Here is a 26,581-nt window from a genome sequence, read left to right as displayed (position 1 = left end):
AACCCGGATGCACAAAGGCATCCGGGGTCTTATCAGGCGAACGGCGCTTCGCGATTTAACACCTTATCAATAATCTGCAGCACGCCTTCTTCATTGTTGTGCGGCGCGTGATGGCTGGCGACGGCTTTGACGTCTTCCCGGGCGTTGGCCATGGCAAAGCCAAATCCGGCGTGCTGCAGCATCTCGATATCATTGCCGCTATCGCCGAACGCCACCACCTCATGATCCTCAATGCCCCAGCGCTGCTGCAAAATGCGCAAGCCGTTGGCTTTGTGCACCCCAGGCATAATTAAGTCAATACTGCCGTAGCCGGTGGCCACCGCGGTGACCATATCCCCCAGCGCCGCGTGCAGCTTCGGCTGAATTTCCGGGATCAGGCTGTCCGGTACGTTGAGACCAAATTTGAGGATCGCATCATCAAGGTGGTTAAAATCATCCACCAGTTCGAGGCGGTGATAATACTTCGCCGCCACCGTCTTCAGCGCGTCGTTATAGCGGTTGAGAGTGTAGGCGCTGCGCTTCCCGCAGGCGATGATTTCGATATTCGGCAGGGTCTGCAGATGATCGACCACGGCGTTGAAATGGTGGAGCGGCAGCTGGCAGTTGAAGACGTCTTCATTGCCGCTCACCACCCAGCCGCCGTTTTCCGCCACAAAGTCGATCTGATGGGCGATCTCCGGGAAAAAGGAGATCAGCTGATAATACTGGTTGCCGCTGGCGACCACGAAGCGAATATTCTGTTCACGCATTCGCTGGTACTGGGCGAGGAAGCGCGGCCGGTTGTAAGTTTTGGCATCGCTTAAAAAGGTGCCGTCCATATCCACCGCAATCAGTTTGATGCTCATTAGCTGTTCTCCATAACGGGTTCAGATTGTGGCTTAGCCACCGCGCGGGCGACCAGTGCCGCCACCATGACCAGACCCAGCACCACCATCATGGCGCTGCGCAGGCCGAAGTGTTCGCCGAGGAAGCCCAGCAGCGGCGGCCCGACGAGGAAAGCAAGATAACCGGTGATCGCCACCACGCTGACGCGCTTGGGCGCGTCCGGCCCGGTATCGCTGGCGGCGGAGATGGTCAGCGGGAAGCCGAGCGAGGCGCCGATGCCCCACAGCAGTACCGAGATGCCCGCCACCCAGGGGTTATCGACGAAGATGATCAGGCCAATACCCAGGGCGCCCATCACCGCGCTGCCGCGGACCACCGTCACCCGGCTGTAGCGATCGATAAACCAGCCGCCGGTAAAGCGGCCCAGCGTCATGCCGAGGGTGAAGCCGGCATAGATCAGCGAGCCGGAGGTGGGGCTAAAGCCGTGGCCGTCCACCATCAGCAGCGGCAGCCAGTCGTTGGCCGAGCCTTCGGCAAAGGCCATCGCCAGGACGATGACCCCGATCAGCAGTAGCTGCGCGTCGCGCCATACCGGCAGACCTTTCGCCTCTCCGTGGGCGGCTTCGGCGGCATTTTTACCGGTGCCATCGGGAATGGCGCGGATGGCAATGGCGATGGGCAGAATAGCCACCAGCGCGGCCGCCAGGATATGCGGGGCGGCAGGCAGGCCGAATCCGGTCACTGCCATGCCCACCCCGGCGCCGAACAGGGTGCCAAAGCTGTAGAAGCCATGCATCATCGGCAGCACCGTTTTATTCATCTCTCGCTCGATGGCCGCGCCTTCGACGTTAATAGCGACTTCGGCGGAGCCAAAGCTGGCGCCAAAGATGGCCAGGCCGAAGGCGAACAGCGGGGCGGAAGAGACCCACAGGGCCAGGCTGAGCACCAGCATGCCGAGTACGGCGAAGGACATGGTGGTGCGGATGACCTTGCGGGTACCAAAGCGCTTCACCAGCCACGCCGAGCAGAGAATACCGCTCATCGACCCCACCGACAGACCAAACAGCACCACGCCCATTTCTGCCGTAGAAAGCATCAACTGATCGCGGATCGCCGGCGTGCGGGTAGCCCAGGAGGCCATTAATAAGCCGGGGATGAAAAAGAACATAAACAGCGCCCACAGCCGAAGCTGGAGCGCTCTGCGTGAGGTTTGCGTCGTCATCCGTAAACGCCTTAAAGGAGAAGAGTGAAGACAACAGTAGCAAGCATGTGTACATTTGTACATAAACCGGAAGAGGAAAATCATGGCCCGTAGACCGAACGATCCGCAGCGCCGCGAGCGCATCCTGCAGGCGACGCTGGACACCATCGCGGCGCACGGCGTCCAGGCGGTGACGCACCGCAAAATCGCCCTCTGCGCGAATGTGCCGCTGGGGTCGTTGACCTATTATTTCAGCGGCATCGAGGCGCTGGTTGAGGAGGCGTTCAGCCTGTTTACCGCCGAGATGTCGGCGCAGTATCAGCAATGCTTTGCCGGGGTAACGAACCGGGAACAAGCCTGCGATGCCATCGCGGAGCTGATCTTCAGCGCCCAGGTGACCACGGCGCGCAATATGGAGCTGATGTACCAGCTGTACGCGTTCTGCAGCAGTCAGCCGGCGCTAAAGGGGGTGATGCAGAACTGGATGCGGCGCAGCCAGCAGACGCTGGAGCAATGGTTCGCCGCTGATACCGCCCGCGGCCTCGACGCCTTTATTGAAGGAATGACCTTGCACTTTGTCACCGACCGCGCGCCGCTGTCGAAGGCGGCAATCCGGCTGCTGGTTGGGCAGCTGGCGGGGGAGAGGGCGCAGGAAGAGGGGCGCTGAGGCGGTGCGAGACATGCGTGAGGGATAAATTCAGGCAACAAAAAACCCATTTATGTAAATGGGGTAGTAAAAACAAAGACTTGTAGGGTAATCAATAAGTTAGTTTGGTGGTGAGAAGTGACGATTACGGGGTATTGCCAACCGCTGTCGCCACTTTGTCGCCACTTGGCAAGTAAATCAACTAACTGCTCTGCCTCACCGCTAGGTATAGTCCGTCGTTACAAGTTCAGCAATACTTACTGATGCGCGTAGTATGGCTGTAAAGATTAAAAATGTCAGTATTGAAAATGAGAGGTAAGGATGCAAGTTTATATAATTTATTGATGCATCATCGATAGTGATATTTTTTATTTTATATCTTAGTAATAAATAAACCGCATATGTGAAGCTAACTGCAGTTGAGATATTCCATATTGCATTTGAAAAATCTTTGATAAGTTTTACATTTCCTGATTTTATTATCCTCACTGACATGTAAATTAGCGAATAAAAAACCAAGGTAAAAGTAATAAATATTAGAAGAGCAAATGCATCTCCCGTGAAATAAGATGCAAAAACACCTATGATAAATAGAATGAATTGAAATCGTCTAATATTTTTTTTGGATGAACCGAATTTTGATTTCATTCAATGATGCCCTTTCAAGGTCAGGTTAAATTAAAACTAGTATGTAAGTGGTTTTAAATGTCATTCTAATGCATAATAACTTATCATTTTTACATTAAGATTGAATTGGAATATATATCTACAATACGCATAAGTGTGTTACATATCAATATGTCCGCATAAAGACTTTCATAATGCACAAATATTTAATAAGGATGTTTTGTGGACAGAGTTGCCAACGGATTGAAGCGTAAAGCGGTATCAAGATGGTCAGGAGCCAGGTGAGCATAGCGCATGGTCATTTTTATGTCGTGATGGCCGAGGATTTTCTGGAGGGCAAGGATGTTTCCGCCAGACATCATAAAGTGTGCTGCAAACGTGTGGCGCAGAACGTGGGTAAGCTGCCCACGAGGAAGCACTATTGAGGTTTTGTCCATCACCGACATAAACTGGAAGTAGCAGTCAGTAAAGAACCTGAAACCGTCAAGAACAATTATTTCCTCGTACAGCTCTTTACTGATCGGGATGCTGCGGTTCTTTTTGCCTTTGGTTCTGACGAAGGTGATCCGGTATTTGGTGACCTGAGAACGGGTTAGGTTCACAGCTTCTCGCCAGCGAGCTCCGGTGCTCAGGCAGATTTTAACGACCAGAGCGAGCAGGGCGCTTTGGCGTTGGCAGTCGTATAGAAGCTCTGTGATTTGCTCATGTGTAAGCCAGGCCATTTCCTTTTCTGCGATGGTGAACTTGCGCATGTTCTCCAGTGGGTTCGGCGCAGTCCATTCGCCTAGTCGGGCCAGTTCACTAAAAACTCCACTAAGATAGCTTTGCTCAAGATTGATAGTTACTGGGCTGGCTCCTTTTTTCCATTTGTCGCTAAAGTAGATTTCACCTGTCAGACGCTTATCACGGTAATGTGCGAACAATTTGGAACTGAGATCTGTAGCGAGAGGGTTTCCGAGTGCATGGACCATCAGGACCAGCTTGTCGTAAACATGCTCGCCAGCGGTCAGGGATTTGCCATGCAGTTTGAACCAGAGTTCAACCACGTCTTTCAGAGTCCGTCGGTCTACCGATTCACCTAGCCAGGGTTTCGCCTCTGTTTCATCCATCGTGTGACGTTCAAAAGCCAATGCTTCGCCTTTGGTGGCGAACTGCTTACGCACACGCCGTCCGCTGCGTCCGGCGGGGTAACATTCACAAATCCATTTTCCGGTGTTGAGTTTTCGTACTGCCATAAAAATGCCCTCCATATAGAGAACATTTATACTGTATATAAAAATAGTGTCAATGTTTGCATTTTGCACTACCAAACATTACGCCTTAGAAAGAGTAATTTTGATATCTTTTTCAATATCTGAAGATATTAATTGAATACAATCTTTAATGGGATCAAAATAGCCAGTGCATTGATAGGTCTCTGTTTTATCTGAAGATGCTAGTAGAGTCAGAGATTGCTTCTCTTTATCGGGCGCGGAGATATAAACTCCTCTCAAAGCTGCATTTTCATAGCTGCCATAGAAGTTTATTTTCCTCGTGCTATCTGTCCACGTCATGTTAATGTAGTCTCTCTCAATAGTGATAGCTACAGGCCTATTTTGATTATCTATCCAGTCATTATGGTTTGGTATTGATACGTCAAGGTTATATCTCATTTCGGTAGATACTCTAAGGAACTTTTGTTTTTCTAGAGACGTTTTTTTGGCTTTGGTCCATTTTGTTTCTTCAGTTTCCCTTTCCTTATATATTTTAGCCAGAAGTTCATGGTTGTTTTTGTTTGGATCTTTTTGTGAAATAGCAAACGTTGCTAACTCCTCTGCTTCATTTGCGCAGCCGGCAGATAATAATTGAAATCCCATATTGGCCATGGCAAGAGTATTATTTAATTTATTTGCTGCTCTATAATAATCACATGAGGTTATTTTTAAGTTGAGCTTGCCCGCTACCACTCCAAGATTGTTTAAGGTGGCTGCATCTTCTGGATTTAATTCAATTAGCAGAGAGTAGTCTGATAATGATAGGGTTTCCAAAAAGCTTGTCTGACTTGCTTCATATGCAGCGGAAAAGAGAGTTTTTGTATTGGCTGGCTGGTACTGCAATGCTTTGTCCAGGCATAATGCGTAATCTGTTTGATTTTCTTTTTTGTTCTCTACCTCACCTAATTGAAGGTAAGCATTATGTAGTTCATTGCTGAAATCATCTGATTTATCTTTTGATAATAGATTAATTAATCTAACCATAATAATTTTTGCTTCATCTAAATTAAGATTTGCAATATGCATTTTAGACAATAATATTGTATACTTCGTTTTTATTTTTATTTCTTGTGTTTCTGCTAATTCATGCTCTAAAAAAATGATAGCCTTATTAAATTCGTTAACTGTCTCTAGACAATATATATATGCATTGATATATTCACTTTTTATGTTGGAATTTTTGGATTGTCCTATCAATATAATAAGCTTATCAAGTACATCAGTATTGCGTGTATTTGTGAAATGAAGATACATAAAAAAAGCATGTTCATGCTCATAGTTTATTAATGATTTATTGTCTCGTAAAAATTTTTCGAATAAGGCCTCTGCTTCATCGACCTTTGAATCGTTAAGCAATGATACTACCGGTTCATACCAATAGATGCTAGGTGAATCATTTGATTCAGGAGATGATGGAGCATCTGATTTATCGTTCTCAGTTGCTTCTATAATTGGTTGAGTCGGGCTCTTAATATCGCTGGCTTCAATAGCGAATGGCCCTGCATTTACTTTTAAATTCTGAGAAAAAACTAATTTATCAAACAAGGACCTCAATTGTTGTCTAAAGATCACTAGCGCTGTAATACAAAAAATTGGCCATAATCCCTCTTTGATTGATGTAATAGCCGTATTGATTATTGATGATATTTCCTTATCCATAATAACCTCTATATTATACAATTGATTTTACAATATTGGCCACGAATTCGATATCATTGACTGCACATTCGAAGGACATGTTATCCTTAGTTACTCTAATCTGATTGTTAGGGATTCTAGATACGTCTCTAACACTATAAGTGTTGTCAATGCTTACGAGCCATTTTCCATCAGTAATGTTCTTGAACTCAAGTTCAGCTATATATGTTACGGAGGGTTCTTCAATTATTGTAGGTGCTGACATATCTTGAGGTAATATTTCTTTATCAAAATACACAGTACCATTTTTATATAGCTGTTCATTGCTTATTTTAAGCCTTGGTAAAGGGACGATATCACTTTTACCTGCTTCATATTTTTCACCGCTTCCATCAACTAGCCATTTTAGCGATACCTCAGTCTCCAACGCACATGCGATGACCCAGTCTGAGGGAAAAATATCACGCATATATCGTGTAGCCATGGTGCTCTTTGATACGCCCAGGTGGTCGCAAAGTGCCTGTCGTGTAGTAAACCCGTACGCCTCAACCAAGCGTTCGATGACTTTCTTACCGCCGCTACTGAAATCCACAAGACCTCCAAAGCAATCTAAATACGTTGACAGATTCCAAAAGCGATCTTAAAGTTGAACTCGAAGTGTTCTTTTGGAGCCTTCACTACTACTCACGAGAAACAACGGCTCGCCACAAGCCGCACTGAAAAAGGAATGTTGCACCATGATCCCAAACATTTCAATCACTCTGAATACACCGCACGTCACAATTGAACGTTATAGCGAACTTACGGGCCTTCCGGTTGATACGATCAATGACATGTTAGCTGATGGGCGTCTTCCGCGGCATCGTCTCCGCAAAGATAAGAAGCGCGAAAAAGTCATGATTAACATGGCTGCATTGACAGTGGATGCACTCTCGGCGTGAAAAGCCTGTACCTGTCTTATGGTTCTATTTTGCGATAAGTTCGATGGAGAGAACTATGTTTGATTATAGGGTTTCCAAACAAAAACATTTTGATGAAGCTTGTCGCACTTTCGCTTTACGTCACAATATGGCGAAGCTGGCAGAACGTGCAGGCATGAACGTTCAAACCTTGCGCAATAAGCTCAACCCAGAGCAACCGCACCAGCTCACAGCTCCGGACATATGGCTGCTGACCGACCTCACCGAAGACTCAACACTGGTTGATGGGTTTCTGGCGCAGATTCATTGCCTGCCATGCATACCTACCAATGAAGTCGCACGGGAGAAAATGCCGCAGTACGTCCTGAAAGCCACCGCTGAGATCGGCCGTGTCGCAGCCAGTGCGGTTTCTGGTGTTCAACTGAATGCGACCACCCGCCGGCAGGTGGTCGAAAGCGTCAACTCCGTTACTCGGCTGATGGCACTTACCGCGATTTCACTGCAGGCGCGTTTACAGGCTAACCCTGCAATGGCAAGTGTCGTCGATACCATGACAGGTCTTGGCTCTTCGTTTGGTCTGAGCTGAGGTGTTTATGCTGAACAATGAACCCTCATTTGCGTCGCTTCTCGTTAAGAAAAACCCAGGAATGCACTTCGGTCATGGCTGGATTGCAGGCAAAGATGGCAAGCGCTGGCATCCGTGTCACTCGCAGACTGAATTGCTGGCTGACCTGTCAACCGTCAAACAGGGGAAACCATGGCTATTGAAGGTGCTGCAACGACTCGCACGATCAGCCCAGGTGAGCGCTATGAAGGGTTGAACCACATAGCGGAATTAAGGGCAAAGGTATTTGGAATTAACATTGAGTCAGAACTTGAGAGGTTTATTTACGAAATGAGCGACCCACGGGACGCAAATAATAAACAGAACAAGCGCGCATTAGCCGCCATATTTTTTATGGCTAACATTCCGGCAGAGCGTCACGGCGTCAAAATTAGTGAGCTGACGACTGACGAAAAGCGGGAGCTGATTAAAGCAATGAATCATTTTCGTGCAGTGGTGAGCTTATTTCCCAAACGGCTAACCATGCCGAATTAACCCAAAACAGAAATTAATGGCGTAAACCCGCCGGGCATTCTTTTGCCCAAATTCAGGAGAATTGATTATGCGAAATAGTGAAACCAGTACCACTAAAACCGGTCCAGATGATGCCGGTTTGTTCCAACTGTTTAACGAGACTCGCCTGGATGAGCGTAAAAGTTGCGCCTTTGCCGTTTCCATGCGTATGGAGGCACTGGCTATCCACATCCTGAAAGAGGGAATGAACGGGGTGGAGGCGGCAGAACTGCTGCGCCGTGAAGTAGCCCGTTATGAAGCCGAATCACGCGGAGAGTGGCACTGATGGCAGATTCCATGGATCTCGTACAGCAGCGCGTCGAAGAAAATCTGCAGCGCCATATCCAGAACGCTCGTACACGAAAGCCGGGCATTGCCCGCGTTCTTTGCATCGACTGCGACGCGCCAATTCCAATAGCACGCCGACAAGCCATTCCGGGCGTGCAGTGCTGCGTGACGTGCCAGGAAATCGCAGAACTGAAAGGGAAGCACTACACCCGAGGCGCGCTGTGAGCTTTGGAGTCTGTCAGTGATGCCTGAGTTAACAAAAGACAACGGTGGCCCGACTGAGGCCGCCGGGGTTTTCTCATGGAATGCCCCGAAAAAAGCAGTTAATCCCTATCTGGACCCGCCGGATGTTGCGCCGGTTTCCACGCTTTCAAACCTGATCACTCTCTACGCTGCGGACAACGAGCAGGAAGAACTGCGCCGTGAGGCGCTGAGTGATGAGGTCTGGGATCGCTATTTCTTCAATGAATCCCGTGATCCTGTTCAGTGTGAAATGGAACAGGACCAGCTCATTAGCCGCGCCAGAATGGCTCGTGAGCAGCAGCGCTTTAATCCCGATTTAGTCATTCTGGCTAACGTCAACGCCGAACCCGTCCACGTCAGCAAACCTCTGCTGGAAAGGATTAAATTCTTCCAGGGACTGGGAAGGCCGAAGGCATATTCCCGCTATCTGCGCGAAACCATCAGGCCGTGTCTTGAGCGAGTGGAGCGTGTGCGTGAAAGTCAGGTGTCTGCTTCGTTCCGGTTTATGGCGAGTCATGAAGGGCTGGAAGGGCTGCTGGTTCTACCGGAAATGAATCAGGAGCAGGTCAAGCGTTTATCCACACTGGTTGCGGCTCACATGAGCCTCTGTCTCGATGCCGCCTGCAGCGATCTGTTTGTGACTGATGACGTCAAGCCGGAACAAATCCGCCAGTCATGGGAAAAGGTGGCCGCTGAGGCTATGCGCCTTGATGTGATTCCACCCGCCTTTGAGCAGCTGCGCCGCAAGAAACGCCGTCGTAAGCCGGTGCCTTATGACCTGATTCCGGGTTCGCTGGCGCGTATGCTGTGTGCAGACTGGTGGTATCGCAAGCTGTGGCAGATGCGCTGCGAATGGCGTGAGGAACAGCTGCGCGCTGTTTGCCTGGTTAACAGGAAAGCGTCCCCATACGTCAGCTATGAAGCCGTGATCCACAAACGCGAGCAGCGCCGCAAATCACTGGAGTTTTTCCAGTCGCATGAGCTGGTGAACGCCGACGGTGACACGCTGGATATGGAAGACGTGGTTAACGCCAGCAGCAGTAATCCGGCGCACCGCCGCAATGAAATGATGGCCTGCGTAAAAGGTCTGGAGCTGATCGCAGAAATGCGCGGCGACTGCGCGGTGTTCTATACCATCACCTGCCCATCACGCTTCCACGCAACCCTGAACAACGGCAGACCTAATCCGAAGTGGACCAGCGAAACGGTCCGGCAGAGCAGTGATTATCTGGTCGATACCTTCGCCGCTTTCCGCAAAGCCATGCACAAAGCCGGTCTGCGCTGGTATGGCGTGCGCGTTGCCGAGCCGCATCACGATGGCACCGTGCACTGGCATCTGCTGTGCTTCATGCGCAAGAAAGACCGCCGCACCCTCACTACACTGCTGCGTAAATTTGCCATTCGTGAAGACCGCGCCGAGCTGGGCAACAATACCGGCCCGCGATTCAAATCTGAACTTATCAACCCGCGCAAAGGCACGCCGACCAGCTACATCGCCAAATACATCAGTAAGAACATCGACGGGCGCGGACTGGCGAAAGAGATCAGCAAAGAAACAGGCAAATCACTACGGGACAGCGCCGAGCACGTCAGCGCCTGGGCATCCCTGCACCGCGTCCAGCAGTTCCGTTTCTTCGGTATTCCAGGGCGTCAGGCTTATCGCGAGCTGCGCCTGCTGGCAGGCCAGGCCGCGCGGCAGCAGGCAGATAAAAAAGCCGGTGCGCCGGTACTGGATAACCCGCGACTGGATGCGGTACTGGCTGCCGCCGATGCTGGATGTTTTGCCACCTACATCATGAAACAGGGCGGCGTGCTGGTCCCGCGTAAACATCACCTGGTCCGCACGGCCTATGAGCTTAACGACGAGCCATCTACCTATGGCGATCACGGCATCCGTATTTATGGCATCTGGTCCCCGATTGTTGAGGGCCGGATTTGCACGCACGCGATGAAGTGGAAAATGGTCCGTAAGGCCGTTGACGTTCAGGAGGCGACAGCCGACCAGGGCGCTGGTGCCCCTTGGACTCGTGGCAATAACTGTCCCCCTGTGAAAAAAATGAACTATTTTGAGTCGGATTTAGCAAGTGAAGAGAAGCCGGAACCGCTGCCAGACTTCAATAGCATGAGCCGAAAAGAGCTACGGGAGCTAAATGCGAGGCTGCGACAGGTAAGACCGAAGCGGCGGAAGGGTTACAAACAGGAAATTAACGATCAGCTGCGCCTGCAGCTTGAACATGAGTTGAAGTCCAGAGGGTTTGACGGTAACGAGCAGGAGATTGATTTACTGCTACGTGGCGGAAGTATCCCATCGGGGGCAGGTCAACGTCTTTTCTACCGAAACCAGCGTCTGCAGGAAGATGATAAATGGCGGCAGTGGTACTGAGATGGTAAGGAATCAAGGCTATTTGTTAATCAGTGGGTTAGCTGACTAAAAAAATGTTTCAGCTTTAAATACACATGATGTACTGTATATATAAACAGTAATATTGGGAGGGGGTTGTGAACGATTTGTTCATGGAATCACTTGCACTGCAGCGGATAGAACTTATGGCCCGGCTGGTTGCCAGCTCAGATTGTAGCGATGACGATAAGGAGGTTGCGATCTCATGGCTTTCGGAGCTAACAAGCGATCTGGTTACCAGGCTGAATGAGTGTGGAGTAAGTAAAGATGAGAGCATGCATTAGCTAATTCCCTCAATAAATCAACCTGTAAAGCATGCGTTATAGCATGATTTTTATACATTTTGTTGAAGTTAACACAATTTAGCGTTATGCTTTATAAATTGAATTTAAGGTTTTGGGGAGTTAGAGGCGGCCCCCCGAAAGTTGATACCGCCTAGTTGGTAACTTCGTCCCTTGACTGGAACTCCAACCGTGCCGGCTGTGAGGTCGGCTCTACTTTTTAGCTTTAGGCAATTCATACGTCAGATTTACATCGCGAGTGAGAATGTCTCTTGGGCCTTTCGACCTATCAAAGAAAAACCAAATATTAAATTTTCGTTCTGATGGCCATGTATCATGCATAAGTGAATCCCATCCAAGATACGATGCAACTTTGTTTGCGACCGCAAGTTTAGCCTCAGAGGTAGCTTTACCTTGATAGGCACACATGACTGCACCCAATAAGAAATCAGCAATTTGAATATGTTCTGAGGATTTTGAATCCTTGGTGACGACGCTTTTGATGATGTTTTTACGCCCGAACTTCCTTGCCAGAGTGTGGTTAGTAATTACTTCAAATGCCTCATCGGCTTTTTTGTACCGGGAGGGTAGTGGATCAACCTCTACACGGAACTCACATTCTCTGTTTGGATGTGCCTTTATAACGTTTCCAATCTTTGTTTCAATCAACTTACCAAAATGCTTTCGCATGGCAAGGTCGTAATCTCCACCATGGAACGATTTCTCTACTTTCGACTTCTCGACAACGATGCAATGGAACGCCAACCATTGATGTTTGAAGAACGTTTCGAGTAGTTCATGGTAAAAAGCTGCGTTTCGTTTTGAGCTCGCTTTTTGCCATTTGATCTCATCACTACAACTATGTTTTTCCCTAAGCTCTCGAATGATGCGCACGAAATCGCCACGCCTTTGATACTTCATCCATAAGCTGCCAAATCCATAAAACCGCTGGCCATCTATACCTGATTCATCACAGGCAACATGCCATATCAGCTTGCCAGGATCATTCGCTTCCATGTTTTTCCTTAATGAGTGAAGTTGAGATGTGTGTGTATGATTTAACCACATAGCTAAGTGGTTGATAAGGATCAGTTTTAATTTGAATGCGAGAAGGCAGCTTAACGCTAAGTTTAGACACTTTGGTTTTGCGTGATGGCTGGCGGGCTTCAAGGATGTTATGTGCATCAAAATCGCCGAAATGCGCATGGATTCGCATGATCCAAAAAGGCTCGTAACGGGTTGGAGCCATCAGAACTGGCGCGCTTTTCGGCCCGTCATGCATCTGCATGAGAACCACTACACAAAGCGGGCAGGCGTGGCGGGGATACGAGCGCGCGCTCGCCCTATGAGATACTTGAATAATATTTCGCGCGGTAATAAATTAGGATCACGATTTCTGCACATGTAAGGTGTTTTTATGGCCTGTAAGAGGGGAAAGGCTTCTCCAAATGCAAACACAGTTAGGCGGCTTTTTGCTAGTTCAGGGGGTTTTTGTCAAAATCCGCAATGTCTACAACCACTGTTTGTTGATGCTGGAGATAAAAATATAACAATCGGTGAGCTAGCTCATATTTTCAGTGCTATTGATAATGGTCCAAGAACTAATGTTGATCTTACTGACGAGGAACGAGGTCATTTCGATAATATCATTCTCTTATGTGCTAATTGCCATACAACAATCGATAAGGCGGAAGAACATTTTACAGATGAAATGATTAGGTCTTGGAAGAGTGAGCATATAGATAAAATCAATGCAACTTTTGATGTTAAAACATACGAGAGTCGAGAAGCTGTTAGAAGTGAGTTAGAAAAATATTATAGTGATAATTATATGATATTTTTAACATATGGACCAACTCCAGAAAATAGTATCAATCCAGAAGAGCCAAGTGCAGTGATTTGGTTGAAAAAAATACAATCTCATATATTGCCAAATAATAGAAAAATACAACGTCTTGTGGAAAAAAATTATCATTTACTAAATGAGCCTGAAAAGGTTGTTTTTTCAAGATTATGCCTGCATATTGATGATTTTGAATCAAAACACTTGGGTGTGACTGATGTTAATGGTAGTGTCTTCCCTGAAGAAGCGCAGGAACTTTTTAAAGGATGATGGAATGAGTATAAGCATGAGTTCAGGTTATATTTCTTGGATGGCGAAAGCTCTGAGTGAAAATGATAATGTTGCAAGTGTTACAGTTAAAGAAAATAGAACATTGCAAGTCATTACCACAAAAGGAAACATGTACTGTATTGGTGGAGTAAACACTGGAAGTATAAATTACCATGATTTATACGAATATTTAGAAGATAAAGATGTTGATCTTTTGTCAATTCAAGGTGGTGTTGATTTCATAACCGGTGATGCTTTGGATTTACTTGATAGTAAAAGTATTGGTTTTGATTCCTTTGGTCGTATTGCTGCATCATTGGAATATGATAGACCGCATGAACAACTTGATAAAGAGCACATGTTCATAAATAGAGTGTTCAGGCAGCATCAAGAAGTTAGTGCAGTGCGACGAGAAACAAATAAAAAATATCGACTTGAAAGGTATGGGTTGGATGATCTGCTAATTGTTGTAGTAAATGATTATGATATGACAGCGGAAGCTGTAAGAAATGCGATTGATATACATGGGGCTTGCGATATCGTCTTCTCATCCAATCCTAATGGAAGGCTGACATCACAATCTAAAGAAGCTGCGAAAAGTATGGGGCTTGAAATTTATAAATTAAAGGACTTGTTAATTAGGATTGCTAAAAAATGAACCTCCAAAGAGCCGTAACTTCGATCTATAACATAGTCCATTTACATTATCCATCTATTGTAAGTGTTTATATTTTTGGCTCTTCTTTAATTAACTTCAGTAAGGCTAACGATATTGATGTTCTCGTTGTTGGAAAGGATATTAATGGCACATTGCTTAGACGAGAGTTTAAAACACTAGATTTGTTTATTCCTATTCACTTGGTTGTGTTATCACATGATGAAGAAAATGAATTGCAATTTATAAAAGGTGTTGGAGCATTACCATTGCAATTCATTATTGAATATTTATGTAATTGATATGTTAAAAATCATCTTCTTTTTTATATTTAATAAAAGATAATCGTTTTTACAATGTATACGTTTCAAATTGAATTGGTTCTTCGTTTAACCATTTATTCACTTCCTGCAACCTTCTCTGCAAGGGGACTAACTCGTTCCGAACAAAAACGCTGCTAGCTTTCTCCACATCCCCAAAACCCCCAACATTACTCGGCATAATCCCCATCATCTGCGGCGGTACGCGGTGCGCTGCCATCATGTCATCACGGCTCACGTTCTTAATGTTCAGAAATTCATCCTTTGCCGCGACCTCTGACAGTGGGATGATCTGGATGCCGTCTTTTTTTCCGTTGGGGGAGTACATAAACAGGTTGCGGAAGTTCCCCGGCCCTTTGGCACTTTTCATCGCATGGCGGATGTTGTTCACGTCTTCTTGGTTTTGTGCCGCATCAGTCATGTACATGATGAACCCGGCGTGACTGCCATTGATGTAATACTTACGGCGAAACAGTGTGGCGGACTCATTAAGTAGGGCCGAGGGGATGGCGGACAGGTATTCCGGCAGGCCGTAAATCTCCTGGTTCAGGTCCGGCTCCATCAGGTGAAAGATGCTGCCTTTGGTGAACTCATACGGTTGTGTGCTCATGCCATACTGCACAAACCAGTAAGTATCAAGGTCAATTCCGCGCCGGGTATATTTCGCCAGCGATGGCTCCAGCGAGAGAATGCCGCCAAGCCGGTTGGTGCGCTTTTCCAGATAAGCGTTACCAAATACCAGATAATCCTGCACAAAACGGCTGAATGCCTGCTGACTTAAAAGCCGGTGAGGGATAAACGTGCTGGTCAGGATGTTGCGCTTAACGGCAATCGGTGAGCTGTGATGTACCGCGGCGCGGTAGGTGCGTGCCAGTCCGTCAAAGCTTATCGGCGGTTCGTACCAGCGATCCATCTGTACGCATTCCACATAATCCAGTAGTTCGCGGCGGTCCAGTACAGGAATGGGATCGCCAAAGCTGAACGCTTGGGTAGATGCTGAATCATTGTTTTGTACGTCAGGCGGCATGAAGTCCTGTACGGTGTTCTCAGTCATTAAAAAATCTCCACGATGTTAATGGTGTTTGCTGCCTCGCCCTGCAGCGGTTCGTTAAACAAAGCGTGCATCGTTGCCCAGGCCAGATCGGCGTGGCTGGCTTCTTCGCTGCGGCTGGCTTCATAGGTCGGACGGTTGCCGCTGGCGGTGGTGGCCCGGCGGATAGCCATGAATGACTGCGCGATGTCGGTATGACCGGCGTCAAACTCAATGCGGCGGTGGCTGATGATGTCGTATGCTTTGAGCACCAGGGCGTTTTTGACGTTGGGGTTATAGACAAACTCCCGGACGGCAGGGAAAAAGCCTTTGACGTTCTCATAAACGCCGTGACCGACGCCGGTGGAGTCAATGCCGATATAGGTCACGTTGTATTGCAGTGTGAGCTGGCGGATGGCTTCTGCCTGGGCGCGGAAGTCCATTCCCCGCCACTGGTGGCGCTCCAGTATGCGGAACTTGCCGCCGGGAACGGATGGTGGGGCGATAACGACGCACCCGGCGCTGTCACCGTTCTGGGTGCCTTTCGCAGGGTCATATCCGATCCACACCTCGCCCCAGCCAAACGGACGCAGCGCCAGTGCATGAAAATCTTCCCAGACCTCCCAGCTGTCCACCATGCAGGCCTGCAGGTCTGAAAGCGGGAACACAGACGCGAGATCGTCAATAAATTCACACATCAGCAGGTTCTGGTATTCGTCCGGGCTGTATTCCAGTCGCAGCTGGTCGAGGTCGAACAGGTTACAGCCCCCGCGCACGGCATCTTCCACCGTCACAATCTGCCGGAACTGACCATCAGCACAAAGCAGGCCAGCCGCCAGCGCCGAGTGGGTCAGGTCGATATCCACACGGTCCGTTTTTGAGCGACCACGGTTATACAGCGCGCCAGACCAGAAGGGATAGGCGCTGTGCGTCAGGCTGGACGGGGTGGAAAAATAGGTTTGCCGCCACTTTTTGTGCAGCGCCATACCCGAGGCGACTTTTCGCAGCTCCTGGAATTTCGGTATCCAGAAATATTCATCAAGGTACAGGTTGCCGTGGTAGCTCTGCGCGGTGCGGGCATTGGTCCCCAGAAAATAGAGTGTGGCACCGTTCGGCAGGACCATCGGATCGCCTTTAAGCTCTACATCGACCTCTTTGGCAAACTCAATGATGTACTGCTTAAACACGTGCGCCTGAGCTTTACTTGCTGACAGGAAAATTTGGTTGCGGCCAGTCACCAGCGCATCGATCAGTGCCTCACGCGCAAAGTAATACGTTGCCCCGATTTGGCGGGACTTCAGCACGTTGCGGATACGATGCTTTATCCCTGCTTCCCACCAGTGGCGCTGATATTCGAACATGCCAGCGCGGAAAATCTCTTCCAGCTTTTCGATCTGTTCGTTGCTGAACAGGTTTTTTTCAGGTGGTTTGCGGGGGCCGCGGTTGCGGTTTTCCACGTTCGGGTTTAAATCGGCCTCGTTGCCGCCGTTGTTAAATTTTCCGATGCGAGCGTGGCGCTCGGACTGGCGCGCCAGCAGGTCAATTTCCTTAAAATCCTTCCCTTCTTTTTGCTCCTTCATGATCAGCTGGCAGTACCGCGCGGCCGTGGTGAGCTGCATCTGGTCAAGCGGACCATAGCTGCCCCACTTATCGCGTTTTTTCCAGCTGTGAACGGTTGCGGCTTTCTCGCCCAGCATTTCTGCAATGCGGGCTATGCGGTATCCCTGAAAATACAGCAGTAGTGCCTGCCGACGGGGATCGAGCTCTGCGGGGGTCATCGTTTCCATGGGACAAACATACGGGCTTACCCTGAGCCTTTCCCCGGCTGGCTTTTGTGTGGTTTACCGCACAAGGTCTGCGCGTTGTTTCACCCCCTCCATCACAGTAACCATAAGGCCTCACTGAGTTATTTGATGGAGTCGCTCAAATGGCAGTTAAAGCAAAACGCTTCCGCATTGGTGTGGAAGGGGCAACAACGGACGGGCGCACCATCGAGCGTGCCTGGCTGGAGCAGATGGCGGCGAGCTATAACCCGCAGGTCTATACCGCGCTGATTAATCTGGAACACATCAAGGGCTACACCCCGGACAGTCCATTCCGCCGTTTCGGGACCGTGGATAAGCTGGAGGCTGAAGAAATTGCGGATGGCCCGCTGAAGGGGAAAATGGCCCTGTATGCGTGGATCACCCCGTCAGCTGATCTGGTGGCGTATACCCGCAAGCTGCAAAAGCTGTTCACCTCCATGGAGGTCAATACCAGTTTTGCTGATACCGGCAAAGCGTACCTGGTTGGCCTGGCAGCGACTGACGACCCGGCAAGCCTGGGTACAGAAATGCTGCAGTTTAGCGCCAGCGCCAAAAGCAACCCGCTGGCAGGACGCAAACAGAGCCCGGAAAACCTCTTTACTGCCGCAGAAGAGACGCTGATCGAGTGGGAAGAGGTCCAGGGCGAAAAAACCTCCCTCTTTGCCCGCGTCACCGCGATGTTTACCAAAAAAGAGCAAACCGATGATGCGCGTTTTTCTGATGTGCATCGTGCCGTTGAGCTGGTCGCCACCGAGCAGCAGAACCTGAGCGAACGCACCGATCAATCCCTGTCCGCGCAGGATAAGCGCCTTGCTGCGCTGGAAACCTCCCTGCAGGAGCAGCAGACCGCTTTTGCGGAACTGGAGCAGCAACTGCAACAGGAAGACAGCCGCAAAGATTATCGCCAGCGCGCGCCGGGCGGTAACGCACCGGCAGGCACCCTGACCAATTGCTGATGGAGCATAAGAACTAATGAAAAATAAAACCCGTTTTGCCTTTAACGCCTACCTGCAGCAACTGGCACGCCTGAACAATGTGGAAGTGGAAGAACTTTCCAGCAAATTCACCGTTGAGCCGTCGGTGCAGCAGACGCTGGAAGACCAGATCCAGCAGTCCGCGGCATTTCTGACCATGGTTAACGTGATTGGTGTGGCGGAGCAGTCAGGCCAGCTTCTGGGCCTGGGCGTCGGCAGCACCATTGCCGGGACCACTGACACGACCACGAAGGAGCGCGAGCCAACCGATCCCACTGAGATGGTGGATGTTGAGTACAAATGCGAACAGACCAACTTTGATACGGTGCTGACCTACGCAAAACTGGATATGTGGGCGAAATTCCAGGATTTTCAGGTACGCATCCGTAACGCCATCGTGAAACGTCAGGCGCTGGACCGCATCATGATTGGATTTAATGGCGTGAATCGTGCCAAAACCTCAGACCGTGCCGCCAATCCGTTGCTGCAGGACGTTAGCAAAGGCTGGCTGCAGAAGGTCCGCGAAGATGCCCCGGATTGCGTGATGGGCAGCACCACGGCAGAAGATGGCACTACCACCGCAGACCCGGTGAAGGTAGGCAAGGGCGGTAAATATGCCAACCTGGATGCGCTGGTGATGGATGCTGTCAATGAGCTGATTGACCCTATTTTCCAGGATGACGCCGAACTGGTCGTGATCTGTGGTCGTGAGCTGCTGTCCGACAAGTATTTCCCGCTGGTCAATAAGGACCAGGCAAACACGGAGGCGCTGGCTGCTGATCTGATTATCAGCCAGAAACGCATGGGTGGCCTGCAGGCTGTCCGCGCCCCGTCATTCCCGGCTAATGCCGTGCTGATCACCCGTCTGGATAACCTGTCCATCTACTGGCAGGAAGATACCCGCCGCCGTTCGGTCATTGATAACCCGAAACGCGATCGCATCGAAAACTTCGAATCCGTCAACGAGGCGTATGTGGTGGAGGATTACCGCTGCGTGGCACTGGTGGAAAACATCACCATCGGCGACTTCAGCGCCGGAGCAGGGGAGTAACGCATGAGCCTGAGTCCCGCACGGCAGCACCGCCTGCGCGTTCAGGCTGAACAGGCCGCCCGTCAGGGCGGCAGTGTTCGCCATGCGTCGGGGTATGACCTGATGCTGCTGCAGCTGGCAGAAGACCGCCGCCGCCTCAAGGGTGTGCAGTCCACCGTGAAAAAGGCACAAATCAAGGTGGAGCTGTTACCCAAATATACCGCCTGGGCGGATGGCGTGCTGGCAGCCGGTGGAGCGCAGCAGGATGACGTGCTGATGTTTCTGATGCTCTGGCGTATCGATGCCGGTGATTTTGCCGGTGGCCTGCAGATTGCGGCGCACGCGATCAAGCATGGCTGGGTGCTGCCGCAGGCGCTGGGCCGCCGAAATGTGCAGACCGTTGTTGCTGAAGAGCTGGCAGATCAGGCGGAGGCCGCGCAGCGCATGAAAGCTGAATTCCCTGCTGACGTGCTGCTGCAGGCGCTTTCGCTGACGGATGCTCTGGACATGCCGGACCAGTCCCGCGCCCGACTGCATAAAGCCATTGCCGCTGTGATCTGCGAGTCCCGCCCTGCCGCAGCACTGAACCACTACACGTTTGCGCTGCAGCTCGATCCCCGCTGCGGCGTGAAAAAAGACAAAGAGCGGCTTGAGCGCCATTTGCGTAACAGCCACTAACGGAACGTGCCCCGCGCACGGGCGGCACGGGATGGCGACAGGCAGCGCCTTATCAAAATCCCGTTCACCGCCCACCTTTTCAGGAGAAAACCCGCATGAAGTTTGTTGCGCCAGAACAGGCGCCAGAACAGGCGGAGGTCATCAAAAACACCCCATTCTGGCCCGATGTGGATTTGTCGGATTTTCGCAGTGTGATGCGAACGGATGGCACGGTGACGTCGCCGCGTCTCGGGCAGCTTATCCGGTCTGCGATGTCGGAGGTTAACGCAGAGCTGTACGAATTCCGCAAGCGCCAGCAGGCGCTGGGGTTTCAGACCCTGGCAGACGTACCGGCGGAAGAGCTGGACGGCAAAAGCGAGCGCATCCACCACTACCACAACGCCGTGTATTGCTGGGCGCGTGCGCAGGTGAATGAGCGTTATCAGGACTACGACGCCACGGCATCCGGCGTCAAACGAGGCGATGAGCTGGCGGAGGCCAGCGGCGATCTGTGGCGCGATGCCCGCTGGGCGATCAGCCGGGTGCAGGATGCGCCCCACTGTAAGGTGGAGCTGATCTGATGAAAGTGCGTGCGTACCAGGGTGACACGGTGGATGCGCTTTGCTGGCGTCATTACGGGCGCACGCGAGGCGTCACGGAGCAGGTACTGCAGGCAAATCCGGGGCTGGCTGAGCATGGCCCTTTTTTACCTCACGGGCTGCAGGTGGAGCTGCCGGATATTGCGACCACTACCACGGTGCAGACCGTCCAGTTATGGGACTGAATTATGACCCTTGAACGGATCAGCGCCTTTATTACGTACTGCATCGCTGTACTGCTGGCGTGGATGGGCGATTTATCGCTGAAAGACGCCTCTACGGTGGGCGGCGTGCTGATTGGTCTGCTGATGCTGGCGATCAACTGGTACTACAAACACAAAACCTATCAGCTGCTACGCGGCGGGAAGATAACCCAGGGGGAATATGAATCCTTCAATCGTTAAGCGCTGCCTGGTGGGTACAGTGCTGGCCATCGCTGCCACGCTGCCCAATTTCCAGCAGCTCCACACCTCAGTGGAGGGGCTGCAGCTGATTGCTGATTACGAAGGGTGCCGACTGCAGCCGTACCAGTGCGACGCAGGCGTGTGGACCGACGGCATCGGTAACACGTCCGGCGTGGTGCCGGGAAAGACCATCACAGAGCGGCAGGCGGCGGGGAACTTCATCACTAACGTATTACGGGTAGAAACCGCGCTGGCGCGGTGTGTCCTGGTGAGCGTGCCGCAGTACGTTTATGACGCCCTGGTGTCGCTGGCGTTCAACGTCGGCACGGGCAATGCCTGCAGCTCAACCATGGTGAAGTTTATCAATCAGAAGCGCTGGCGCGATGCCTGCTATCAGCTGCCGCGCTGGGTATATGTCAAAGGCATATTTAATCAGGGTCTGGATAACCGCCGCGGGCGGGAGCTGGCCTGGTGCTTGAAAGGAGCATAACGAAATGAAGAAGACGTTTATCAGTGGGTTGCTTTCGGTGCTGTACGCGGCGTTGATGATTTTAAGTCTCTTTGTCCCAAACGGCATGGCCTCGGCGCTGGTCACCGCATTGACCTGGGGCGCCTGTTTGTTGGTCTGGGTGGCGGTGCTGCTTTGCCTGGCTGGGTGGTATGCGGGTGGCATTCATCGGGAAGAGGCAACGCAGGCGCTGACCCGCTTTTTCAGTACGCCAGGAAACCCGGTGATCAGATGGGCCAGGCGTTCACTGCTTGTGATTTTTCTCGCCTTTACGGGGCACGTTGTCACCCTGGCATTTTATCTGCTGACGCTGGTCGCGATTAAGGTCCCGCGTGCGCAGGTTGTTGATGCGCAGCCGGTGACGGTATGACGCGCGCGCTGGCGGTTATTCTGGCGCTCGTACTGGCAGCGCTGGGCTGGCAGTCATGGCGACTGAATGAGGCCAGCCACACCATCGATCAGCAAGGCGGGGACCTGAAAACGGCGGGCGACAAACTGGCAAAATCGAACAGCCAGCTGATCGCCCTGTCCATCCTGTCCGAAACCAACAACCGGGAGCAGACGCGGCTTTACGCGGCGGCAGAAAGTACAAACGCGCTGCTGCGAAGCCGTCAGCGCCGGATTGAGGAGCTAAAACGTGAAAACGAGGATTTGCGCCGCTGGGCTGGTACTCCTTTGCCTCCTGACATTATCAGGATGCGCGAACGTCCGGCCCTCGCCGGAGGTGCAGCTTACCGTGAATGGTTGTCCCGGGGTGACGCAGTGCCGCCTGGAAAAGTCAGCGGCCAGCACTAACGGCGATTTGCTGGCTGCGCTGGATGAGGCGGAGGCGGCCTGGTCGATCTGTGCTGACAAGGTGGACATGATAATTTCCTGCCAGGAGCGAAACAGTGAACAAACCTCAGTCCTTACGCCTCGCCCTGAATAAAGCCGTGGCGTATGTCCGGGACAACCCGGACAAGCTGCATTTATTCGTGGATAACGGATCGGTGGTGGCGACCGGCGCAGCGTCGTTGTCCTGGGAGTATCGCTATACCCTTAACGTGGTGGTCGTGGATTTCAGCGATGATCAGGGATTACTGATGGCTCCTGTGCTGGCCTGGCTGATGGAGAATCAGCCCGATGCTATCCATAACCCGGAGCTGCGCGAAAAACTGTTTACGTTTGAGGTTGATATCTTGCGCAATGATATCTGCGATATCAGCCTGAACCTGCAGCTGACAGAGCGCGTGATCGTCAGTGCTGATAGTGACGTGTCCAGTGTCGAAGCGGTGCCGGAACCGGACGAACCGGACGAAATGTGGGCGGTGCGCCGTGGCTGAGCTGCAGGAAGTTGACGCTTGGTTAGATGCGCTGCTGGCGGGGCTGGAGCCAGCAGCACGTAAGCGCATGATGCGGGAGCTGGCGCAGCAGCTGCGCCGCAGCCAGCAGAAAAATATCCGGATGCAGCGTAACCCGGACGGGACAGCATACGAACCACGGCGGGTAACAGCCCGAACGAAGCAGGGCCGCATCCGGCGGCAGATGTTTGCAAAACTCCGCACCGCAAAATACCTGAAAGCCGTCGCCAGCCCGGACTCTGCCAGTGTCGAGTTTGAGGGCAGAGTGCAACGTATTGCCCGCGTTCATCATTACGGTCTGCGTGACCGTATCAGTGACAATGGTCCGAAGGTTCGATACGCGGCCCGTCGTCTTTTGGGGGGGAATGATGAGGTGGAATCTATCACCCGCGAAACTTTATCGCGTTGGATTACCTAATATTAAACATCTTTTGATTTATTTTTGGCATTCCCTAAAGCTTCAATAAGACTTGCGATTATTTTTTCTTGAGGCAAAGTTGGGGTTTTTTCGAAACTGACATTATGGTCTCTCAAAGATGATAAATATTGTTGGAATTGAGCTTGGTCACCTTTGCTAAGGATGAAAGCTATTTTTTGGTTGTCGAAGTCAGTACCTAATTGCATGTGATATCTTATAAAGACTAAAATGGATTTCATTACGAAACCAATAAATAATATCAACGAGAAACTTAGTAAAACTGATGCAATTGATGCGGAGATTTTTTCTGAAGGGCTGTTATTGGCGATAAGACTATTGAGAACTGAAGCTTTGAGCTGTGATTCAGCAATATTACTGTGTTGATTTATTTCATTAGAAGTTAGATTGCTGATTTTAGATAGCGCTTGAAAGGATTCTTTAAATTCTTTTAGTGCTGCTTCAGTTTTTGCTTTTTCGGAAATAGTATATAGGTAGTTTGTAAGATCACTAATCGGCGATTGGTTTGTTTTAATGTAATAGGCGGCTCCCGCTACAATCGACGCTGCAATCATCATGGAATATATCAAAATGATAACTGTCATTCTGGATTTGCTTGCTCTTTTCTCTAATACTTTTAATATTTCTTGATATTCAGGTGTACGATTTTTTTGAGTATCTGGTGTCTCTTGTTGAACTGACATAAAAGCTTCCCCAAAATTTTTATCCATCAATTGTGTCAGTAACTATACAAACCATCCAAGGAAGATTTCAATCGTTTAAATGGCATTATTTCCCTATGAATGCACAATTAACCGAAATCATGCGCCTTATCACCAATCTGATCCGCACAGGAACTGTCACGAATGTGGACCGGGACAACTGGCTATGCCGGGTGAAAACAGGCGACCTCGAAACCAACTGGATTAACTGGCTGACCTACCGCGCAGGTAAATCCCGCACCTGGTGGTGTCCGTCACCGGGGGAGCAGGTGGTGCTGTTCAGCCTGGGCGGCAATCTGGAAACAGCGTTTGCGCTTCCGGCCATCTACTCCGACGCGTGCCCTCCGCCGTCAGACTCTGAAAGCGCGGACGTGACCGCGTACGAGGATGGTGGCTGGTTCGAATACGACCCGGCCACCGGGCGTTGGATTATCCGGGGCGTTAAAGCCGTGCTTATCGAATCCTCGCAGCTAGTTTCCTGCAAAACAGAGGAGTTTGTGCTCGAGGCTGACACGACCCGTATTAACAGCAACGTGATCCTGAATGGCGACGTCACCCACGGCGGCGGAGCGATGACGTCAAACGGCATTGTGGCCGATAAGCATAAACACCCTGGCGACAGCGGCGGAACAACGGGAGATCCAATTTGACGCTCTATATCGGGATGAATCGCGATACCGGCCAGGCCATTACGGAAACGGACCACCTGCGCCAGTCCGTGCGGGATATTTTACTGACGCCGCAGGGTAGCCGTCTTGCCCGTCGGGAATATGGTTCCCTGCTGTCCGTGCTGATTGACCAGCCACAAAACTCGGCGTTGCGCCTGCAGATCATGGCGGCGGTATACGTCGCGTTGCAGCGCTGGGAGCCGCGGCTGCAACTCGACACCATCACGATTAACAGCAGCAGCATGGATGGCGCAATGGTGATTGAGCTGGCAGGCCAGCGCAATGACGGTGTGCCGGTATCGCTGTCCGTATCGACAGGAGCAACTAATGGCCGTTATTGACCTTTCCCAGCTGCCGCCGCCGCAGATCGTGGATGAGCCGGATTTTGAAACCCTGCTGACAGAGCGTAAGGCGGAGTTTGTCGCACTCTATCCGGCAGAAGAGCGGGAAGCCGTGGCACGAACGCTAACGCTTGAGTCAGAGCCGATCGTTAAAACGCTGCAGGAAAACGTGTACCGGGAGCTGCTGCTGCGCCAGCGGATTAACGAGGCGGCACGGGCCGTCATGGTGGCCTATTCCGGCAATGATGACCTGGATAATTTAGGCGCTAACAATAACGTGCAGCGCCGGGTGATCACCTCAGCAGACAATACCACCACGCCACCCACTGAGGCGGAAATGGAATCGGACGCGGATTATCGCCAGCGCATTCCTGCCGCATTTGAAGGGATGAGCGTTGCCGGGCCGGTTGGCGCGTATGAATTTCACGCGCTGAGCGCCGATGGCCGTGTGGCAGATGCATCAGCATTCAGCCCGGCACCGGCGGAAGTCGTGGTGACGATTCTGGCCCGCGACGGTGATGGCACTGCGCCGGATGACTTGTTGCAGGTAGTTGGTGTTGCACTGAATGATGAGGCCGTGCGGCCTGTAGCGGACCGGGTGAGCGTCCGCTCTGCTGAGATTGTCCGCTATGAAATCGACGCGGTTCTGTATGTCTATCCCGGCCCGGCAAAGGAACCCATCCTCGCTGCCGCGAAAGAGCAGGGCACAGCATACATCAATGAGCAGCGTCGCCTGGGGCGTGATGTGCGGCTGTCTGCGATTTATGCCGCTCTGCATGTTCAGGGCGTGCAGCGGGTTGAGCTGATGCAGCCCCTGGCTGACATGGTGATAGATAAAACGCAGGCGTCCTATTGCACCGATTTTAAAGCAGAAATTGGTGGCTCTGATGAATAGCCTGTTACCGCCGGGATCGTCGTCGCTGGAGCGCAGGCTGGCGCAGGCCTGTTCAGGTATCAGTGATTTAAGCGTGCCGTTGCGTGATCTCTGGAACCCATGGAAGTGTCCGGTGAAATTCCTGCCGTATCTGGCCTGGGCGTTTTCTGTGGACCGCTGGGAGGAAACCTGGACGGAAACCGCAAAGCGGCAGGCTGTAAGTGATGCGTTCTGGATACATCAGCGCAAGGGGACCGTGGCAGCGGTTAAGCGAGTGATCGAGGGGTTGGGCTACTCAATGACCATTGAGGAGTGGTGGGAGGTCGCCGACCCCGCCGGGACGTTCCGCCTTGAGATTGACCTGAATGATATCGGTATTACCGAAACGATGATTAAGGAGCTGGAGCGGATTATTGGCGATGCGAGGCCGGTCAGCCGCCACATTGCCCGCCTGTCACTGTCAGCGGGGACCACCGGACCGGTGTATACCGGCGCGGCCTCGTGCGGCGGGGAGGTTATCAGCGTGTATCCGCCGGAATATACGCCGGATGAGGCTGCCCGTTATGACGGCGGCGGGTTCCATTCCGGGTCAGTCACCTATACCGAAAACCCGCGCGGGGAAGACTCATATCGCTATGACGGTCGCACCTTTCACGATGGCCGTGGTGTTTACGCAGGAGAATAAC

Annotated in this window: 37 protein-coding genes; 27 read left to right on the top strand and 10 right to left on the bottom strand. The window is 51.2% G+C overall.

Annotated features, from left to right (window positions below; genetic code table 11):
• Positions 1-32: 32 nt before the first annotated feature.
• Both HMPREF3142_RS27020 and HMPREF3142_RS27015 read right to left on the bottom strand, forming a co-directional pair.
• Positions 33-845, bottom strand: a complete 813-nt coding sequence (locus tag HMPREF3142_RS27020) for a Cof-type HAD-IIB family hydrolase (RefSeq protein ID WP_070613018.1) — start codon at positions 843-845, stop codon at positions 33-35.
• The gene (locus HMPREF3142_RS27015; RefSeq protein ID WP_008805808.1) at positions 845-2,047 is read right to left on the bottom strand and encodes an MFS transporter; all 1,203 of its coding nucleotides are present in this window, start codon (positions 2,045-2,047) and stop codon (positions 845-847) included. Before HMPREF3142_RS27015 ends, HMPREF3142_RS27020 begins: the two co-directional genes overlap by 1 nt.
• Before the next feature lie 82 nt (positions 2,048-2,129).
• On the opposite strand from HMPREF3142_RS27015, the gene HMPREF3142_RS27010 reads away from it, so the two are divergent.
• On the top strand, positions 2,130-2,693 hold the full coding sequence (locus HMPREF3142_RS27010; RefSeq protein ID WP_032735116.1) for a TetR/AcrR family transcriptional regulator: 564 nt from the start codon (positions 2,130-2,132) through the stop codon (positions 2,691-2,693).
• 812 nt (positions 2,694-3,505) lie between these two features.
• Here the strand turns inward: HMPREF3142_RS27010 and HMPREF3142_RS27005 are convergent.
• The 3 genes from HMPREF3142_RS27005 to HMPREF3142_RS26995 form a co-directional block, all read right to left on the bottom strand.
• The gene (locus tag HMPREF3142_RS27005; protein ID WP_070613021.1) at positions 3,506-4,534 is read right to left on the bottom strand and encodes a phage integrase; all 1,029 of its coding nucleotides are present in this window, start codon (positions 4,532-4,534) and stop codon (positions 3,506-3,508) included.
• Between the two features lie 78 nt (positions 4,535-4,612).
• Positions 4,613-6,211: a hypothetical protein gene (locus HMPREF3142_RS27000; RefSeq protein ID WP_141751823.1), complete on the bottom strand. Its 1,599-nt coding sequence runs from the start codon at positions 6,209-6,211 to the stop codon at positions 4,613-4,615.
• A gap of 13 nt (positions 6,212-6,224) precedes the next feature.
• Positions 6,225-6,782, bottom strand: a complete 558-nt coding sequence (locus HMPREF3142_RS26995) for a phage repressor protein CI (protein ID WP_070613012.1) — start codon at positions 6,780-6,782, stop codon at positions 6,225-6,227.
• Positions 6,783-6,927: 145 nt separating this feature from the next.
• On the opposite strand from HMPREF3142_RS26995, the gene HMPREF3142_RS26990 reads away from it, so the two are divergent.
• The 7 genes from HMPREF3142_RS26990 to HMPREF3142_RS26965 all read left to right on the top strand — a co-directional run bounded on the left by HMPREF3142_RS26990 (position 6,928) and on the right by HMPREF3142_RS26965 (position 11,141).
• Positions 6,928-7,131, top strand: a complete 204-nt coding sequence (locus HMPREF3142_RS26990; RefSeq protein ID WP_070613007.1) for a regulator — start codon at positions 6,928-6,930, stop codon at positions 7,129-7,131.
• 55 nt (positions 7,132-7,186) lie between these two features.
• Positions 7,187-7,696, top strand: coding sequence for a phage regulatory CII family protein (locus HMPREF3142_RS26985; protein WP_070613004.1), 510 nt, complete (start codon positions 7,187-7,189; stop codon positions 7,694-7,696).
• Between the two features lie 7 nt (positions 7,697-7,703).
• Positions 7,704-7,931, top strand: a complete 228-nt coding sequence (locus HMPREF3142_RS28800) for a phage filamentation protein Fil family protein (RefSeq protein ID WP_077270082.1) — start codon at positions 7,704-7,706, stop codon at positions 7,929-7,931.
• On the top strand, positions 7,868-8,209 hold the full coding sequence (locus HMPREF3142_RS26980; protein WP_070613001.1) for a DUF5347 family protein: 342 nt from the start codon (positions 7,868-7,870) through the stop codon (positions 8,207-8,209). The genes HMPREF3142_RS28800 and HMPREF3142_RS26980 overlap by 64 nt, the downstream gene beginning before the upstream one ends.
• A 67-nt stretch (positions 8,210-8,276) precedes the next feature.
• Entirely contained in the window at positions 8,277-8,513 is a 237-nt protein-coding gene (locus tag HMPREF3142_RS26975; protein ID WP_070612998.1) for a DUF2732 family protein, read from the top strand.
• A complete protein-coding gene (locus HMPREF3142_RS26970; protein ID WP_070612995.1) occupies positions 8,513-8,740 on the top strand; it encodes a TraR/DksA family transcriptional regulator in 228 nt (75 codons plus the stop codon). The genes HMPREF3142_RS26975 and HMPREF3142_RS26970 overlap by 1 nt, the downstream gene beginning before the upstream one ends.
• A gap of 19 nt (positions 8,741-8,759) precedes the next feature.
• Positions 8,760-11,141 (top strand): replication endonuclease, encoded by a 2,382-nt coding sequence (locus HMPREF3142_RS26965; RefSeq protein WP_070612992.1) that lies wholly within the window; start codon positions 8,760-8,762, stop codon positions 11,139-11,141.
• 512 nt (positions 11,142-11,653) lie between these two features.
• Here the strand turns inward: HMPREF3142_RS26965 and HMPREF3142_RS26960 are convergent.
• Both HMPREF3142_RS26960 and HMPREF3142_RS29630 read right to left on the bottom strand, forming a co-directional pair.
• Entirely contained in the window at positions 11,654-12,457 is an 804-nt protein-coding gene (locus HMPREF3142_RS26960; RefSeq protein ID WP_040230480.1) for a DUF3800 domain-containing protein, read from the bottom strand.
• Positions 12,444-12,728: a hypothetical protein gene (locus tag HMPREF3142_RS29630; protein ID WP_176747631.1), complete on the bottom strand. Its 285-nt coding sequence runs from the start codon at positions 12,726-12,728 to the stop codon at positions 12,444-12,446. Before HMPREF3142_RS29630 ends, HMPREF3142_RS26960 begins: the two co-directional genes overlap by 14 nt.
• Positions 12,729-12,857: 129 nt before the next feature.
• On the opposite strand from HMPREF3142_RS29630, the gene HMPREF3142_RS28785 reads away from it, so the two are divergent.
• Genes HMPREF3142_RS28785 through HMPREF3142_RS29210 form a run of 3 tightly spaced genes read left to right on the top strand, consistent with a single transcriptional unit; the run spans position 12,858 to position 14,510 of the window.
• A complete protein-coding gene (locus HMPREF3142_RS28785) occupies positions 12,858-13,553 on the top strand; it encodes a hypothetical protein (RefSeq protein WP_077270080.1) in 696 nt (231 codons plus the stop codon).
• A 4-nt stretch (positions 13,554-13,557) separates the two neighbouring features.
• Complete coding sequence (locus HMPREF3142_RS26955; protein WP_070612990.1) at positions 13,558-14,211, top strand: hypothetical protein; 654 nt, start codon at positions 13,558-13,560, stop codon at positions 14,209-14,211.
• On the top strand, positions 14,208-14,510 hold the full coding sequence (locus HMPREF3142_RS29210; protein ID WP_141751822.1) for a nucleotidyltransferase domain-containing protein: 303 nt from the start codon (positions 14,208-14,210) through the stop codon (positions 14,508-14,510). Before HMPREF3142_RS26955 ends, HMPREF3142_RS29210 begins: the two co-directional genes overlap by 4 nt.
• A 49-nt stretch (positions 14,511-14,559) precedes the next feature.
• Here the strand turns inward: HMPREF3142_RS29210 and HMPREF3142_RS26950 are convergent, their stop codons facing one another.
• Together HMPREF3142_RS26950 and HMPREF3142_RS26945 are read right to left on the bottom strand one after the other, a co-directional pair.
• A complete protein-coding gene (locus HMPREF3142_RS26950; RefSeq protein WP_070612988.1) occupies positions 14,560-15,582 on the bottom strand; it encodes a phage portal protein in 1,023 nt (340 codons plus the stop codon).
• The gene (locus HMPREF3142_RS26945) at positions 15,582-17,345 is read right to left on the bottom strand and encodes a terminase ATPase subunit family protein (protein ID WP_070612986.1); all 1,764 of its coding nucleotides are present in this window, start codon (positions 17,343-17,345) and stop codon (positions 15,582-15,584) included. Before HMPREF3142_RS26945 ends, HMPREF3142_RS26950 begins: the two co-directional genes overlap by 1 nt.
• Positions 17,346-17,485: 140 nt before the next feature.
• On the opposite strand from HMPREF3142_RS26945, the gene HMPREF3142_RS26940 reads away from it, so the two are divergent.
• The 12 genes from HMPREF3142_RS26940 (at position 17,486) to HMPREF3142_RS26890 (ending at position 23,293) form a co-directional block, all read left to right on the top strand.
• Positions 17,486-18,319, top strand: a complete 834-nt coding sequence (locus HMPREF3142_RS26940; RefSeq protein ID WP_070612982.1) for a GPO family capsid scaffolding protein — start codon at positions 17,486-17,488, stop codon at positions 18,317-18,319.
• A gap of 16 nt (positions 18,320-18,335) precedes the next feature.
• Positions 18,336-19,388 (top strand): phage major capsid protein, P2 family, encoded by a 1,053-nt coding sequence (locus HMPREF3142_RS26935; protein WP_070612979.1) that lies wholly within the window; start codon positions 18,336-18,338, stop codon positions 19,386-19,388.
• Positions 19,389-19,391: 3 nt separating this feature from the next.
• A complete protein-coding gene (gene gpM / locus HMPREF3142_RS26930) occupies positions 19,392-20,045 on the top strand; it encodes a phage terminase small subunit (RefSeq protein ID WP_070612976.1) in 654 nt (217 codons plus the stop codon).
• Between the two features lie 95 nt (positions 20,046-20,140).
• The gene (locus HMPREF3142_RS26925; protein WP_070612973.1) at positions 20,141-20,605 is read left to right on the top strand and encodes a head completion/stabilization protein; all 465 of its coding nucleotides are present in this window, start codon (positions 20,141-20,143) and stop codon (positions 20,603-20,605) included.
• Entirely contained in the window at positions 20,605-20,808 is a 204-nt protein-coding gene (locus HMPREF3142_RS26920; RefSeq protein WP_064149446.1) for a tail protein X, read from the top strand. Before HMPREF3142_RS26925 ends, HMPREF3142_RS26920 begins: the two co-directional genes overlap by 1 nt.
• Before the next feature lie 3 nt (positions 20,809-20,811).
• On the top strand, positions 20,812-21,027 hold the full coding sequence (locus HMPREF3142_RS26915; RefSeq protein ID WP_004134639.1) for an HP1 family phage holin: 216 nt from the start codon (positions 20,812-20,814) through the stop codon (positions 21,025-21,027).
• Positions 21,008-21,517 carry a lysozyme gene (locus tag HMPREF3142_RS26910; protein ID WP_070612970.1) on the top strand — a complete coding sequence of 170 codons (510 nt, stop codon included), beginning with the start codon at positions 21,008-21,010 and terminating at the stop codon, positions 21,515-21,517. The genes HMPREF3142_RS26915 and HMPREF3142_RS26910 overlap by 20 nt, the downstream gene beginning before the upstream one ends.
• A gap of 4 nt (positions 21,518-21,521) precedes the next feature.
• Positions 21,522-21,905: a DNZ54_00345 family protein gene (locus HMPREF3142_RS26905; RefSeq protein WP_070612967.1), complete on the top strand. Its 384-nt coding sequence runs from the start codon at positions 21,522-21,524 to the stop codon at positions 21,903-21,905.
• Positions 21,902-22,330 (top strand): Rz-like lysis system protein LysB, encoded by a 429-nt coding sequence (gene lysB, locus HMPREF3142_RS26900; RefSeq protein ID WP_070612964.1) that lies wholly within the window; start codon positions 21,902-21,904, stop codon positions 22,328-22,330. Before HMPREF3142_RS26905 ends, lysB begins: the two co-directional genes overlap by 4 nt.
• Positions 22,218-22,463 carry an Rz1-like lysis system protein LysC gene (gene lysC, locus HMPREF3142_RS30045; RefSeq protein ID WP_224275225.1) on the top strand — a complete coding sequence of 82 codons (246 nt, stop codon included), beginning with the start codon at positions 22,218-22,220 and terminating at the stop codon, positions 22,461-22,463. Before lysB ends, lysC begins: the two co-directional genes overlap by 113 nt.
• Positions 22,426-22,857, top strand: coding sequence for a phage tail protein (locus tag HMPREF3142_RS26895; RefSeq protein WP_070612961.1), 432 nt, complete (start codon positions 22,426-22,428; stop codon positions 22,855-22,857). Before lysC ends, HMPREF3142_RS26895 begins: the two co-directional genes overlap by 38 nt.
• Entirely contained in the window at positions 22,850-23,293 is a 444-nt protein-coding gene (locus tag HMPREF3142_RS26890; protein ID WP_070612958.1) for a phage virion morphogenesis protein, read from the top strand. Before HMPREF3142_RS26895 ends, HMPREF3142_RS26890 begins: the two co-directional genes overlap by 8 nt.
• Positions 23,294-23,295: 2 nt before the next feature.
• Here the strand turns inward: HMPREF3142_RS26890 and HMPREF3142_RS26885 are convergent, their stop codons facing one another.
• Positions 23,296-23,994, bottom strand: coding sequence for a hypothetical protein (locus HMPREF3142_RS26885; RefSeq protein WP_141751821.1), 699 nt, complete (start codon positions 23,992-23,994; stop codon positions 23,296-23,298).
• Positions 23,995-24,089: 95 nt separating this feature from the next.
• Here HMPREF3142_RS26885 and HMPREF3142_RS26880 point away from each other — a divergent pair, with 95 nt between their 5' ends.
• The 4 genes from HMPREF3142_RS26880 to HMPREF3142_RS26865 are packed head-to-tail and all read left to right on the top strand — an operon-like array spanning position 24,090 to position 26,580.
• Positions 24,090-24,662 carry a phage baseplate assembly protein V gene (locus HMPREF3142_RS26880; protein WP_070612952.1) on the top strand — a complete coding sequence of 191 codons (573 nt, stop codon included), beginning with the start codon at positions 24,090-24,092 and terminating at the stop codon, positions 24,660-24,662.
• Positions 24,659-25,021, top strand: coding sequence for a GPW/gp25 family protein (locus HMPREF3142_RS26875; RefSeq protein ID WP_070612949.1), 363 nt, complete (start codon positions 24,659-24,661; stop codon positions 25,019-25,021). The genes HMPREF3142_RS26880 and HMPREF3142_RS26875 overlap by 4 nt, the downstream gene beginning before the upstream one ends.
• Complete coding sequence (locus HMPREF3142_RS26870; RefSeq protein WP_070612946.1) at positions 25,008-25,916, top strand: baseplate assembly protein; 909 nt, start codon at positions 25,008-25,010, stop codon at positions 25,914-25,916. The genes HMPREF3142_RS26875 and HMPREF3142_RS26870 overlap by 14 nt, the downstream gene beginning before the upstream one ends.
• Positions 25,906-26,580, top strand: a complete 675-nt coding sequence (locus HMPREF3142_RS26865) for a phage tail protein I (protein WP_224275228.1) — start codon at positions 25,906-25,908, stop codon at positions 26,578-26,580. The genes HMPREF3142_RS26870 and HMPREF3142_RS26865 overlap by 11 nt, the downstream gene beginning before the upstream one ends.
• Position 26,581: the final 1 nt, after the last annotated feature.

The sequence above is a fragment of the Klebsiella sp. HMSC16C06 genome (assembly GCF_001808325.1).
Lineage (GTDB): Bacteria > Pseudomonadota > Gammaproteobacteria > Enterobacterales > Enterobacteriaceae > Klebsiella > Klebsiella variicola.
The sequence above is the reverse complement of the archived record's forward strand: the minus strand, read 5'-3'. Positions and strand labels throughout refer to the sequence as shown.